The following is a 13,370-nucleotide window of genomic DNA, read 5'->3' as shown; positions in this document are numbered from 1 at the left end:
TTGAAGTTCCTGTCGCGCCCCACCGCCCGGCAGGCGGCCGCGCTCGCCGCATGCATTGAGGATCATCGGCAGGTGTACAACGCGGCGTTGGAGCACCGCCGCGTGTCCGGCATCGTGAAGACGATCAGCGTCAAGCGGAAGGGCCGCCGCTGGTACGTGATCCTGTCCTGCGACCAGGTGCCCGCCCAGCCGCTCCCGGCCACGGGTACGGCCGTCGGCATCGACCTGGGGGTGGTGTCGCTGGTGACCACCAGCGGCGGCGACCACATCGCCAACCAGCGCCACCTGGCCGCGTCCGCCGACCGGCTCGCGGCGGCCCAGCAGGACCTGGCCCGTAAGAAGCGCGGGTCGAAGCGGCGCCGCAAGGCCGCGGCGCGAGTGGCCGCGTTGCACGCCAAAGTGCGCAGGCAGCGCCTCGACGGCGCGCACAAGGCCGCGCTCGCGCTGGTGCCCGGCTACGACGTGATCGCGCACGAAGTACTCGACGTCACCGGCATGACCCGGCGGGCGGCACCCCGACTGGACGGTGCGGGCGGGTGGCTGCCCAACGGGGCAGCCGCCAAGTCCGGCCTGAACAGGAGCATCCTGGACGCGGGTTGGGGGGTGTTCCTGACGATCCTGTCGCACAAGGCTGAAAGCGCCGGTCGAGAGCTGATCGCGGTGAACCCCGCCAACACCTCCCGCACCTGCTCGCGATGCGGGCATTGCGCGAAGGAGAACCGCGTCACCCAGGCCACGTTCGCATGTACGGCGTGCGGACACACCGCGCACGCCGACGTCAACGCGGCGGTCAACATCCTCAGGGCAGGGCTTGCCCTTCGCGACGCTGCTGCGGAAGCGGCCTGGCGAGAAGCCGCACCCCGCAGGGAGCGGAGGAGTCACCTGTTCAGTATCCCCCGAGACATCGGCGTTGCGGAGGTGATGTGCGATCATCGTCGCGTGTGGCGTCGACTGGGCGTGCTCGACGGGATCAGGATCGGGCTGCTGCTGCTCGGGCTGGTCTTCGTGGCGACCGGGCTGCTGCCGTTGCGCGAGGCCGAGGAGAGCCTGGGCGACATCGCGCCGCTGCTGGTGTTCCTGGTGGGCATCATCGTGCTGGCCGAGCTGACCAAGGAGGCGCAGGTCTTCGACGCCATCGCGGCCAGGATGGCGGTGTTCGGGCGCGGGAACTACACCGCGCTGTTCGTGCTGTGCACGGCCTTCGCCTCATTCGTCACGATATTTCTGAACCTCGACACGACCGCGGTCCTGCTCACCCCCGTCATGCTGGCCCTCGCGCCCAAGGCCCGCATCGCCGCCCTGCCGCTGGCGATGACCACCATCTGGCTGGCCAACACCGCGAGCCTGCTGCTGCCGGTCTCCAACCTGACCAACCTGCTGGGCATGGAGAAGATCGGCCTGGACGCCCAGGCGTTCGCCGGGCGCATGTGGGCGCCGCAGCTCGTGGCGATCCTGGTCACGATGGCGTTCCTGTGGACGTTCTACTGGCGGCGGGGCGAGCGGCGCGACCTGCGTTACACGCCGCCCGTGCTCGAACCGGTCGGCGACCGGGTGCTGTTCGCCGCCGCGTCCGCGGCCTGCCTGCTGTTCATCGGCGCGTTGCTGGCCGAGGTGGAGGTGGGGGTCGCCGCCGCGGCCGCCGCCCTGATCGTCGTGGCGGCGTTCGCCGTGCGCGACCGCGCGCGGCTCACCTGGAACCTGGTGCCCTGGCAGCTCCTGATCTTCGTCACCGGGCTGTTCCTCGTGGTGCCCACCCTCAGCAGGTGGGGCCTGGCCGACCTGATGAGCGGGCTCCTCGGTGACGGCCACGACCCGTACCGGACGGCCGCCGTCGGCGCCGGGCTGGCCAACGCGATCAACAACCTGCCCGCGTACACGGCGGTCGAGGCGGTGATCCCCGGGGCGCGGCAGGACCAGCTCCTCGCCCTGCTCGTCGGCACCAACGTGGGCCCGGTCGTCACGCCGTGGGCCTCGCTGGCGACGCTGCTGTGGTTCGAGTCGTGCCGGCGCCACGACGTCGCGGTGCCCATGGGCCGTTTCCTGCTCACCGGCGCCGGTCTGGCCGTCGTGGGGCTGCCGCTCACGGTGTGGGCGCTCGTCGCGACGTCCTGACGAGTAGTCATGTTCCGGGACAATGATGCGCATGAGATCAAGCAGAGCCCTCGGGCCGGCCATGTCCGCGGCCCTGTCCGCGACCCTGGCCGCCGCAGCCCTGGCCGGCTGCGGATCCGCCCAGCCCACGGCCCGGCCCACCGCCCCGGCCACCTCCCCGTCGAGCGCGGCCGAGGCGTCCACCGCGCCGGCCCCGCAGGGAGCGGTGCACACGGTCAAGCTGGAGGTGCTCGGCAAGGGCAGGAGCATGCAGCCGATCGTCTACGTGGCCGGCTCCAGCGGCAGCGTCACCGACGCCGCCCTGCCGTGGTCGAAGACGGAGAAGATCGAGATGACGCCGGCCGAGCAGCGGGTCGGCCGCCTGGTGTCGATCGTGGCCGGCTCGGTGCAGGCAGGCAACGGCATGCTGGAGGCGGCCCGGTGCCGCATCACGCTCGACGGCACGAAGGTGGCCGACGGCGAGGGCATGTGCAAGTTCACCATCAAGGACAAGGCCGCCGGCTGATCAGCCGAGCAGGGCGAGGAGGCCGGGCAGGGCGCGCGGGTGGGCGGCGACGAAGCTGCGGTCGTCGGCCGTGCCGTCGAACCGGTCCTCGAACGGGCCGCCGTCCAGCGCCCTGATCTCGATCCCGGCCTCCCGCGCGAGCAGCGCGCCGGCGGGCAGGTCCACGGCCTCCGCCCGGTAGCCGACGATCCCGTCGATGTCGCCCCTGGCGAGCATCGCCCACGACAGCAGCGGCGCCCACAGCTGCAGGACGCGCCTGGCCCGCAGCTCCAGCCGGGCCTTCAACCCGCACGCGGCGGGATCGTCACGCGCCACGCCGTACCCCTGCGTCCACGCCAGCAGCGGCCCGTGCGGCGACGACTGGTACGGCGGGGCGAGCGTCGCCCCCGAGGAGGCGACGGCGCCCGCGCCGCGGACGGCCGACCACGTCTGGCACGAGACCGGGTCGTGCACCACGCCGAGCACGGGGCGCCCGCAGTGGCACAGCGCGATGCCGACGACGTAGGCCGGCAGCCCGATCGCCACGTTGTTGGTGCCGTCGAGGGGGTCGACCAGCCACGTCCACTCCCCGTCCGCGGCGCCCAGCAGCCCCGACTCCTCCGCGATGACCGCGTGCGACGGGAAGGCGGCCAGGATGCGCTCGACCAGCAGCTTCTCCGAGGCCAGGTCCAGATCGGTCACCACGTCGCCGTCGTCGCCCTTGCCGCGCACCCCGAGCGCCCCGCCGACGCGGGACTGCAGCAGCGCCCCCGCCGCCTCGGCGGCCTCGACCGCGACCGCGCGAGCGTGTTGCAGGTCCATGGGCACCCCTCAGATCAGGTCAGGCGGGCGGTTATCAGGCTCACCACGCGTGCGGTCTCGCCGGCGTCCAGCGGCCGCCGGCGGACCCGGTGGGCGCCAGCCCGGAGCGGGCCGAGCGACAGGTCGCGGCCACCCGGCCGGCTCCTGCCGAGCGCGATCGTGGCGGCCTCGCCGCCCTCGGGCACCACGCTGCTGTGGAAGCTGTCGGCCGGCAGCGTGTACGTGTCACCCGGCCCGAACACCTCCACCCGGCCGGTCGCGTGGCGCACGGTGCGGCGGGTCGGCGAGATGTGGTCGCCGTCGGCGGTGCTGACCACCTCGAACACCCGGTGCGTGGCCTCCGCGCCCGCGTCGGCGACCACCGCGTGCACGTTGCGCACCTGGCCGTACAGCACGTGGCTGAACAGGTCCCAGCTGTGGCAGTGGATCTGCGACGTGGTGATCTCGGCGGGCGCGAGCGCGCCCGACCACAGGTGCAGGCACACGCCCTCGCCGCCCTGCCGCTCCAGCGGCAGGCAGACGAAGCCGAGCGGATGACGCACGGCCGTGACGCTACCCGACAGGGCCGCGAGCGCCCAGGCCCGCGCGCGGCCCTCGGTGATCTCCTGACGGACCCGTTGGTAGCTCATGGCGCGTACGGGTTGAGGGCCCGCAGTGCCTTGCGGGCGATGTCGACGACGTCGTGCTCGTTGTACGACCTGGGCAGGGCCACGCCGGTGCGTTCGAACAGCTCCTGCACCTCCTCGACGGTCGGCTCGTCGCTGAGCGGCACTTTCTTGTACATCTCCAGCGGCACCCGGCGCGCCTGCTCGAAGCTGAGCCGCAACTCGGTGTCGCAGTTCTCGTAGTAGAAGGTGCCGGCCAGGGCGGTCATCGCCCGGTTGGGGTCCTCGACCGTCATGATGAGCCGGGTGGCCGACAGGTCCCAGCGGAACGTCGTCATCGTCTCCGACAGGCCCACGCCGATGTCGAGCAGCCCGTAGCGCTGCCGGTGCCAGAACGCCGCCAGGATCGTGGCGTACGACTCCTTGCGCACCCGGTCGGTCGTCCACGTCTCGCCGGTGCCGTCGGGCGTGTCGGACAGCGAGCGCCGGTAGTGGGCGTACGTCTCGCACACCTCGGCGTTGGTCGGGTCGATCACCTCGACGCGGACCGTCAGGTGGCGTTTGACCCGGCGCGCGGCGGCCACGCACTCGGGCAGGGTGACGGCCCTCAGGTAGGTGCCGGTGCCGCCCTTGAAGCTCCACCGGGTGGTGTCCTTGCGGGCCTCGGCGTGCGCCTGCGCGATCTCCTGCCTGCTGCCGAGGACGCGGACGAGCTGCAGGGCGTCGAGGGCCTTACGGGTGCCGGTCACCAGGGTGTCGATCTGGTCGAGCCGGTGCAGGCGGGCGGGCAGGTCGGCCAGCGCCCCCGAGGTGATGGTCCGTTCGACGGGCGCCTGCCGCTGCCGGTCGCGCAGCAGCGCCGTGGCCACGAGGGCGAGGATCAGCAGGGTGGCGGCGCTGACGAGCTGCTGCTGGACGTCGGCGCCGTCCTTGCCGAAGACGTCCTCGGGGATGACGCCCAGCACGCCGACCACGATGGCCAGCACCAGGGCGATCGCGCCGTCGGCGTTCTTGGCGGCCCATGGTGCGGCCCGTCTCCACGCCGCCATGAACCGTGACATCGCTGGCCCCGCATCCGACGATCAGTCAGTCCCCGAGGTCATGGTAACGATCGGCCCAGGCGAGGGCCAGCACGAGGAAGATACGCTCGCCGCACCGCGCGGAAAGGTCCACCACGACGGCGGGCGGCGCCGAGCCGTGGCTCGCCGCCGCCCGCGGGCGTGCGCCCAGGTCACGGACGGTCAGTCACGGACGGTCAGTCACGGACGGTCAGAACCAGCCGCGGTGCCGGGCCATCTGCTCCAGGCCGCGCTGCAGCGCCTCCTCGGCGGCGGCCGGGCTGGCGTCGTAGCGGACCGTGAACCTGTTGTAGGTGTCGTGGCTGGAGGTCAGGAAGCCGCCCCGCTTGTCGGCCTCCAGGATGACGTCCATCTGCCGCGGACCGGCGATGAACGTCAGCTCCAGCTCGTTGAAGTGGCGCCGCCACTGACCGCCCGCGAAGTACTCGATCTCCTGGAAGAACGGCATCGTCGAGCCGTACAGCGTGCCGCGCTCCAGGTCGGCCTTCTTGAAGTGGAAGCCCATCCGGCCGAGCGCGCCGAGCACCTGCTCCTGCGCCGGCAGCGGGCTGACGAACAGCGGGTCGAGGTCGCCCTTGTCGATCGCGCCGGCCAGCGCCAGCTCGGTCCGCACGCCCAGTTTCATGCCGGGCAGCGGGTGGCCGGCGACGGCGCTGACGGGCGTCTCCCACGGCATCGGGATCTCGAACGGCTGGCCGTGCTGCGCGCCCGCGGCGAGCTGGAACGGCCCGGCCACCTGCTGGCGCAGGAAGCTGTAGGTCGTCTTGTACTCGTTGTCGCCGCTCTCCACCTCGACCACGGCGGTCAGGTCGATGAAGATGCCCTCGACCTTGTAGTCGGAGCCGCCGCCGCGGAAGTTGACGACGCCGCGCAGCGTCTCACCGGGCCGGACGGTCGTGCCGGTCAGCACCGTGTCGACCTCGACACCGGCGCCGAACGCGGCCATCAGCTTGCGGAACACCATGGGGTTCTTCCCTTCTACGCGTGGGACGCGTCACCGTTGTGGTTCGCGGAGATCTGGCCGGCCGAGATGCGGGGGAGCAGCTGGGCCAGCAGCAGCGTGGACAGCGCCGAGTCGCCGGAGCCCTGCTGGGTGCGCACGACCAGCGGCTGGGGGGCGCTCTCCGCCAGCTTGGCGCCCACGTCGAGGCGCCGCCGGGCCAGCTCGTACTGGAGCACGGCCCGGTTGTCACGGTAGGAGTCGGCCAGCCGGCGCAGCGCCTTGGCCTCGTTCTCGGCGGAGGTCAGCTCGGCCCGGCCGCGCGCCTCGATCTCCCAGCGCACCCGCTGCGCCTCGGTCTCCTGCTCCTCCAGCATGCGGGCCACGTCCTTGCGCGCCTTGTTGTAGGCGGCCTTGACCTCGACGACGCGGGCGTCGCGGGTCTTCTTGGACCGCTCGATCTCCATGAGCAGCGTGTCGATCCGGCGCTTGCGGGTCAGCTCCCACTCGCGCTCGTAGGCCGACAGCTCCTTGGCGACCTTCTCGCGGGTGGCCAGGTGCTGCTGGTACTGGTCGGGCAGCTGCACGTCGGGGATGTTGGCGCCCGTCACGCGCACGCCGTACCTGCCGAGCTGGCGGTTGAGCGCCTCCTGCATGTCGCCCACGTCGGAGCCGCGCAGGTCGTAGGCGCGCTCGGTGTGCACCCTGCGGCTGCGCTGCCTGATCGCGTCCTGCACGGCGCTCGACAGCACCAGGTCGAAGTTGCCGGCGCCGATCGTGCGGACGAACGCCACCGGGTCTACGATGCGGAACTTCAGGAAGAACTCGATCGACTTCAGCGGCACGTTCTCGGCCGTCGGGCAGGCCACGATGGGCGCCGAGTAGGGGATCTCGGTGGAGGTGTCGACCACCGCGTCCACCCGGTCCCACGGCAGCCACAGGTAGTGGCGGCCCGGCGGCAGCGTGCCGGTGATCGCGCCCCACCGGCTGCGCACGCCGGTGGTGCCCTCCTCGATCTCGATGATCGCCTTGCGCCACATCAGGATGGCCGCCAGCGCCAGCAGGAGCACCGCGACGAGCGCGGGCACGGTCCTGAAGTCGGTCACCGCCGCCATGCCGGCGAAGTACAGCGCGGCGAACACCAGGGTCATCCACGACAGGCCGCGCCGGTCCTTGGGGATGACGACGGGCACGAGCTGGCCCTGCTCGCCGCCGCGCAGCAGCTGGCGGATCTCCGACCAGGACGCCAGCGACTCCTTGATCTTCGAGAACTCGCGCCCGCTCATCGGGCCTCACGCTCCAGCTTCGATACGGGGATGGGGGCGGTGGTCTCGGCGGGCGTCTCGGCGGGCGTCTCGCCGGGCGCAGGTCCGGCGGCGGGGACGGCGGCGGGGACGGCGGTGGCCGGGGCGGGTGGAGCGGCGGCGGGCGTCTCGGCGGCGCGGGGCCGGTTGGCGCCGGCCTCGCCGACGGGGGCCTCGGAGACGTCCTCTGCCACCTTCCTGAGCAGCGCGGCGATCTCGGCCTCCCGGCCCTGCACGCGCCTGCCGATCTCGCCGAGCCTGGAGCGGATGGCGGCCATGTCCTCGGCCGAGAACAGCGCGGCCGCCTTTCCGCCGACGAGCTGCTGGGCCAGTGCCAGGAAGTCGATGTCGGTCTGCTCGCCCACCTGCACCACCTGCGGCAGCCGCGTCGCGACCGACTCCAGCTTGTCCAGCAGGTCCTGCTGGAAGCGGTAGTCGAGGATCTCCGGAGCCTCGGCGGCGCTGAGCGCCCTGATGTCGAGCGCCTGCGCCTGCAGCAGCGCCGAGTTGGCGTTGGCCGTCGACTCGGCCTCGACCAGACGCTGCCTGGCCTGCGCCTTGGCCTGGTGGGAGGCGCGTTCGAGCGCGGTGTCCATGCGCGCCTGGTAACCAGCGATCTCCGCCTGGATGGCGCTCAGCGTCTCCTGCAGCCCGGCCAGTTCCTTGACCAGGTCGCCCTCGTTCTGCTCCTTGCGCAGCTGCAGCTCGTACTCGTAGGTGTAGGCCTCCTTGGCGACCCGCACCATCTCGGGCGCCGCCAGGTCCATCCGGTACTCCTGGCTGGACGGCTCGGCGTGCGTGATGTTGACGTCGGTCAGCCGGACGGCCGGCAGGAACTGCTGGTTGAGGCTCTCCAGCATGCCGAGCGTGCTCTCACCCACCAGGTCGTAGATGTCCTCGGCCCGCTGGGCGTAGATGAGGGAGCGGGTGACCTCGCTGATGGCGTTCTGCAGCTTGGACTGGAAGCCGCTGACCGAGCCGAGCACGAAGATGAACTCGGCCGGGTTCTCGATCCTGAACTGCAGGAACAGGTCGACGCTCGCCTTGACGCCCTGCTGGGTCGGCGCCTCGCGGATGGGGGCGTTGAACGGGTACTCGCGCGTGGTGTTGACGATGTAGCTGACCCGCTTCCACGGGTTGAACAGCGTCACCCGGCCGGGGTCGGCGATGTGCATCAGCTTGCCGAACTTGGTGATCAGCGCCTTGCAGCCCTCCGGCACCATCACCACGCTGCGCCGCCACCACAGGAACGCGGCGGCCAGCACCAGGACGGCCCAGTAGTGCGGGCCGAAGAACAGCTCGGTGCGGGGGATGACGTTGCCGAGCGCGCCGATCAGGCCGAGGGCCACGAGGACGCCGAGCGGCACGAGCACCTTGGCGGTGCCGCTCTTGGGGATCACCACCGGCGAGATGACGTGCATGCCGTTCTCGGCGAAGCTGCGGTTGACGATCTCGCCGGCCTCGTTGAGCGACGCGGACCTGGCCTCGATCAGGGTGCCGACGGACACCCCTCCGTCACGCGCCGCGGCGAAGTCGTGGGGGTTCAGCGTGAACCCGGGTTGCCCGTCGTGGCCGGCGAACTGCGCCGCCTGGCCGACGGCCTGACCCACCGCCTGCCGGAGGTCACCGCCCTGCACGACGGCCTGGGCTATGCCCTGACCTGCTTGTCGGAGCGCCTCTCTGGGTCGTGACATCGCACCTTCCTTTTCCGCTACAGGCCGGTTTCGACCGTATCGGGTGCGACTTGCTGTTCGCTTGCACCGCGCATCACAGGTTTGTCGGCCCCGCCTGACCCGGTCCCGCCCACGGGGCCGCGGGCGCTTTCTGTCGGTGGCGCCGCCTACAGTGGCACGTATGCGACCGGTCACTGACTTGCAGCGTAAGGTGGCGCCCTTCGAGGTCGTCACCGAGATGACTCCCTCCGGCGACCAGCCGACGGCCATCGCCGAGCTGGAGCGCCGGGTCAAGGCCGGGGCCAAGGACAGCGTGCTGCTGGGCGCCACCGGCACGGGCAAGACCGCCACCATCGCCTGGCTGATCGAGCGGCTGCAGCGGCCCGCCCTGGTCATGCAGCCCAACAAGACGCTCGCCGCCCAGTTCGCCAACGAGCTGCGCGAGATGCTGCCCAACAACGCGGTCGAATACTTCGTCTCCTACTACGACTACTACCAGCCCGAGGCCTACGTCCCGCAGAGCGACACCTACATCGAGAAGGACTCGTCGATCAACGACGAGGTGGAGCGGCTGCGCCATTCGGCCACCAACTCGCTGCTCACCCGCCGCGACACGATCGTGGTCGCGTCGGTGTCGTGCATCTACGGCCTGGGCACGCCGCAGGAATACGTCGACCGGATGGCCAGGCTCCGCGTCGGCATGGACATCGACCGCGACCAGTTGCTGCGCCGCCTCGTCGACATGCAGTACACCCGCAACGACCTCGCCTTCACCCGCGGCACGTTCCGGGTCCGCGGCGACACGATCGAGATCATCCCGAAGTACGAAGAGCTCGCCGTGCGCATCGAGATGTTCGGCGACGAGATCGAGAAGCTCTCGACCATGCACCCGCTGACCGGCGAGGTCATCACCGAGGACGAGGAGCTCTACATCTTCCCCGCCTCCCACTACGTGGCGGGGGAGGAGCGGATGGCGGCGGCCGTGCGCGGCATCGAGGCGGAGCTGGCCGCGCGGCTGGAGGAGCTGGAGCGCCAGGGCAAGCTGCTGGAGGCCCAGCGGCTGCGCATGCGCACCACCTACGACATCGAGATGATGCGCCAGATCGGCACCTGCTCCGGCATCGAGAACTACTCGCGCCACATGGACGGCCGCGAGCCGGGCAGCGCGCCCAACACGCTGCTCGACTACTTCCCCGAGGACTTCCTGCTGGTCCTCGACGAGTCCCACCAGACCGTGCCGCAGATCGGCGCCATGTACGAAGGCGACGCCTCCCGCAAGCGCACCCTGGTCGACCACGGCTTCCGCCTGCCGTCGGCCCTGGACAACCGGCCGCTGAGGTGGGAGGAGTTCCTGGAGCGCATCGGCCAGACCGTCTACCTGTCGGCCACGCCCGGCCCCTACGAGCTGGGCCGGGTCAAGGGCGAGGTGGTCGAGCAGGTCATCCGCCCGACCGGCCTCGTCGACCCCGAGATCGTCGTCAAGCCGACCAAGGGCCAGATCGACGACCTGGTCCACGAGATCCGCGAGCGCGCCGACCGCGACGAGCGGGTCCTCGTCACCACGCTGACCAAGAAGATGGCCGAGGACCTGACCGACTACCTCCTGGAGCTCGGCATCCGGGTCCGCTACCTGCACAGCGAGGTCGACACGCTGCGCCGCATCGAGCTGCTGCGTGAGCTGCGCGTCGGCGAGTACGACGTGCTGGTCGGCATCAACCTCCTGCGTGAGGGCCTCGACCTGCCGGAGGTGTCGCTGGTGGCCATCCTCGACGCCGACAAGGAGGGCTTCCTCCGTTCCGAGACCTCCCTCATCCAGACGATCGGCCGCGCGGCCCGAAACGTCTCGGGTCAGGTCCACATGTACGCCGACAAGGTCACGCCGTCGATGGAGCGGGCCATCGACGAGACCAACCGCCGCCGCGCCAAGCAGATCGCCTACAACGAGGCCAACGGCATCGACCCGCAGCCGCTGCGCAAGAAGATCGCCGACATCCTCGACTCTCTGCAGCGTGAGGACGCCGACACCGACAAGCTCCTCGGCGGCGGTCGCCAGCAGTCGCGCGGCAAGGCCCCGGTGCCCGGGTTCGCCACCAAGCAGGCGGGCCAGCACGCCAAGGCCATCGCCGGCGAGATGCCGCGCGCCCAGATGGAGTCCCTGATCGAGTCGCTGACGGAGCAGATGCACCAGGCGGCGGCCGACCTGCAGTTCGAGGTGGCGGCCCGGCTGCGCGACGAGATCAAGGAGCTCAAGCGCGAGCTGCGCGACATGAAGGAGGCGGGGGTCAAGTAGGAGGCGGGGGCCAAGGAGAAGGTCGCTCGTGCATGGCGGAGGTCCGCTTACCCGGAGGTCGGGTCAACGAGGTCGTCCGGGTCGGCGACACCGTGCGCCGACCGTTGCGGTCTCGCAGCGGCTTCGTCCACGAGCTGCTGCGCCTCCTGCACGAACGAGGCTGGCGCGGAGCCCCGCGGTTCCTCGGCGTGGACGAGCGTGGCCGCGAGACGCTGAGCCACATCCCCGGCCACGTCCCGTGGCAGGAGCGCAGGCCGCCCGGCGTGACCTCGCGCCGGGCCCTGGTCCGTGTCGCGGAACTGGTCCGCGAGTTCCACGACCTGACGGCGGGCACCGCCCTCACCGGTGCGGCGGAGGTGGTCTGCCACAACGACCTGTCGCCGAAGAACACGGTGTACCAGGTCCAGGACGACGGCATGCTGCCGGTCGCGTTCATCGACTGGGACCTGGCCGCGCCGGGCTCCCGCATCCATGACGTCGCCCACGTGTGCTGGCAGTACCTCGATCTGGGCCCCTCGGTGACCGACCTCGCCGGTGCCGGCCGGTCGCTCCGGTTGCTCTGCGACGCCTACGGGCTGACCGGCCGCGACGGACTCGTCGAGACGATCCTGTGGTGGCAGGACCGCTGCCGGCACGGCATCGAGGCGGGCGCGGCGGCGGGAGACCCCGTGATGCGCCGGCTGGCGCACGCGGGCGTGCCCCGATCGCTGGAAGCCGCGCACGCCTGGGTCTCCGACCACCGCCGAGAGCTGGAACGCCGGCTGTGATGCCGGCCGCCCGCCGTGGACGGCCACCGTGTACGGGCTCCCGCCACCGCCCCTGGCGGGCTGCGGCGCAAGGCCGCGCAGCCAGGGATCGGGCGGCGGATAATCACGTGAGGTACCCGCCCGCCGGCTTGTACGGTGCCCGTATGCGGCGATGTGATGAATGCTCCCATCCAGAGCCGGCCGGCGCCCCTGGCTGTCCCCGGTGTGCCCGGCTGGTGGACGCCATCGTGGAGGACGGGTGGCGGGCGTTCCTGGAGCGGGAGTTCGGCGTGATGCGGCCGGACGACGAGGTGGCCGTCGCCGAGATGGTCGTCGACGAGCCCGACCGGCACGACTGGCGGGTCGTCGACGCCGCCTACGACCGGCTGACCTGCGGCGAGTGCGGGGAGCGGCTGAGCCGCGGCCCCGCCGGGTGCGCGCCCTGCGACCTGGCCAACGGCTTCCGCTACGTGGCCGTCGAGACGCCCCGGCCCGGAACTCACCCGTACAACGAGCACGCGCTGCGGGTCAACGTGTCGGTGGTGCGGCGGCCGTCGGGCATCGCGCCGACCGAGGTGCGGCTGCGCGCGCTGGCGCTGCCGGTGCTGCTGGAGGGGGTGGTGCCGACCACGGCGCAGGCGCAGGCCATCCGCGCGATGGCGAACAAGGGGGTCGACCTGGAGACGATCGCCGCCGTGATCTACGAGGAGTGGGGACGCGGCTGATCAGATGACGCGGTCGAGGTCGAGATCGATGTCCACGTCGAAGCCGATGTTCGTGACCAGCCGCTTGCGGTGGATGCCGGTGGGCACGTACGCGCGTACGGCCGGCTCCAGCTCGAACGTGTAGGCCACGGGGTGTCCGTCCTCCTGCTCCACGCGCCAGAAATGCCGAATGCCGGCGTCTGAGTACTTGATCGGTTTGGTGGTGCGGTCCCGATCCACCGACTCCTCGGACACGACCTCGACGACCAGATGGACGTCCTGGGGCTTGAACGTCGTCACCTGCGACTCCAGCGCTGACCGCCTCACCAGCAGGATGTCGGGCTCGGGACGCTGGCGCACGCCAAGCGTGATGGCCATCTCACGAGCGACGACGAACTCCTGTGGCGGTCTGAGTGACTGCTCCAGTAGGCGGAGCGTGAGCATGTGGAACGCGGTCTGCGGTGACATCATGACGAGTGACCCATCGATCAGCTCGACGTGCGGGGGCGCGTCGGGGGGGAGGTGGTCGAGCATGTCGGCGGTCCACCCACCCTCAGGGCCGGGGTAGAACCACTCCGGAAGGGCTGTGCTCATCGGTCGGCCTCCTCGGA

At 71.2% G+C, this 13,370-nt stretch carries 12 protein-coding genes; 5 read left to right on the top strand and 7 right to left on the bottom strand.

The features are described 5' to 3' along the window. Positions 1 to 72: 72 nt before the first annotated feature. Together CXR44_RS40485 and CXR44_RS39220 are read left to right on the top strand one after the other, a co-directional pair. On the top strand, positions 73 to 2,112 hold the full coding sequence (locus tag CXR44_RS40485; RefSeq protein ID WP_245898723.1) for an RNA-guided endonuclease TnpB family protein: 2,040 nt from the start codon (positions 73 to 75) through the stop codon (positions 2,110 to 2,112). A gap of 31 nt (positions 2,113 to 2,143) precedes the next feature. Further along, positions 2,144 to 2,617 carry a hypothetical protein gene (locus CXR44_RS39220; RefSeq protein WP_180903140.1) on the top strand — a complete coding sequence of 158 codons (474 nt, stop codon included), beginning with the start codon at positions 2,144 to 2,146 and terminating at the stop codon, positions 2,615 to 2,617. Here the strand turns inward: CXR44_RS39220 and CXR44_RS01055 are convergent, their stop codons facing one another. The 6 genes from CXR44_RS01055 to CXR44_RS01030 all read right to left on the bottom strand — a co-directional run bounded on the left by CXR44_RS01055 (position 2,618) and on the right by CXR44_RS01030 (position 9,040). Next, positions 2,618 to 3,418, bottom strand: coding sequence for an inositol monophosphatase family protein (locus CXR44_RS01055; protein WP_101782927.1), 801 nt, complete (start codon positions 3,416 to 3,418; stop codon positions 2,618 to 2,620). A gap of 14 nt (positions 3,419 to 3,432) precedes the next feature. After that, on the bottom strand, positions 3,433 to 4,047 hold the full coding sequence (locus CXR44_RS01050; RefSeq protein ID WP_101782926.1) for a hypothetical protein: 615 nt from the start codon (positions 4,045 to 4,047) through the stop codon (positions 3,433 to 3,435). After that, on the bottom strand, positions 4,044 to 5,084 hold the full coding sequence (locus CXR44_RS01045; protein WP_245898721.1) for a hypothetical protein: 1,041 nt from the start codon (positions 5,082 to 5,084) through the stop codon (positions 4,044 to 4,046). Before CXR44_RS01045 ends, CXR44_RS01050 begins: the two co-directional genes overlap by 4 nt. Before the next feature lie 208 nt (positions 5,085 to 5,292). Beyond that, positions 5,293 to 6,066 carry a sporulation protein gene (locus CXR44_RS01040; protein ID WP_101782925.1) on the bottom strand — a complete coding sequence of 258 codons (774 nt, stop codon included), beginning with the start codon at positions 6,064 to 6,066 and terminating at the stop codon, positions 5,293 to 5,295. Positions 6,067 to 6,080: 14 nt separating this feature from the next. Beyond that, positions 6,081 to 7,328 carry an SPFH domain-containing protein gene (locus CXR44_RS01035; RefSeq protein WP_101782924.1) on the bottom strand — a complete coding sequence of 416 codons (1,248 nt, stop codon included), beginning with the start codon at positions 7,326 to 7,328 and terminating at the stop codon, positions 6,081 to 6,083. Next, positions 7,325 to 9,040, bottom strand: a complete 1,716-nt coding sequence (locus tag CXR44_RS01030) for an SPFH domain-containing protein (RefSeq protein WP_245898720.1) — start codon at positions 9,038 to 9,040, stop codon at positions 7,325 to 7,327. Before CXR44_RS01030 ends, CXR44_RS01035 begins: the two co-directional genes overlap by 4 nt. Positions 9,041 to 9,200: 160 nt before the next feature. Here CXR44_RS01030 and uvrB point away from each other — a divergent pair, with 160 nt between their 5' ends. The 3 genes from uvrB (at position 9,201) to CXR44_RS01015 (ending at position 12,780) form a co-directional block, all read left to right on the top strand. Further along, on the top strand, positions 9,201 to 11,309 hold the full coding sequence (uvrB, locus tag CXR44_RS01025) for an excinuclease ABC subunit UvrB (RefSeq protein WP_101782923.1): 2,109 nt from the start codon (positions 9,201 to 9,203) through the stop codon (positions 11,307 to 11,309). Positions 11,310 to 11,341: 32 nt separating this feature from the next. Continuing rightward, entirely contained in the window at positions 11,342 to 12,076 is a 735-nt protein-coding gene (locus tag CXR44_RS01020) for a phosphotransferase (RefSeq protein WP_101782922.1), read from the top strand. A gap of 215 nt (positions 12,077 to 12,291) precedes the next feature. Then, positions 12,292 to 12,780: a hypothetical protein gene (locus tag CXR44_RS01015; protein WP_101783460.1), complete on the top strand. Its 489-nt coding sequence runs from the start codon at positions 12,292 to 12,294 to the stop codon at positions 12,778 to 12,780. Here CXR44_RS01015 and CXR44_RS01010 read toward each other — a convergent pair whose 3' ends face one another. After that, positions 12,781 to 13,353: a Uma2 family endonuclease gene (locus CXR44_RS01010; RefSeq protein WP_101782921.1), complete on the bottom strand. Its 573-nt coding sequence runs from the start codon at positions 13,351 to 13,353 to the stop codon at positions 12,781 to 12,783. It lies immediately after the preceding gene. Positions 13,354 to 13,370 lie beyond the last annotated feature (17 nt).

The sequence above is a fragment of the Nonomuraea indica genome (genome assembly GCF_002850745.1).
GTDB lineage: Bacteria > Actinomycetota > Actinomycetes > Streptosporangiales > Streptosporangiaceae > Nonomuraea > Nonomuraea indica.
Note: the sequence above shows the minus strand (reverse complement) of the source record. Positions and strands in the feature narration are given on the sequence as shown.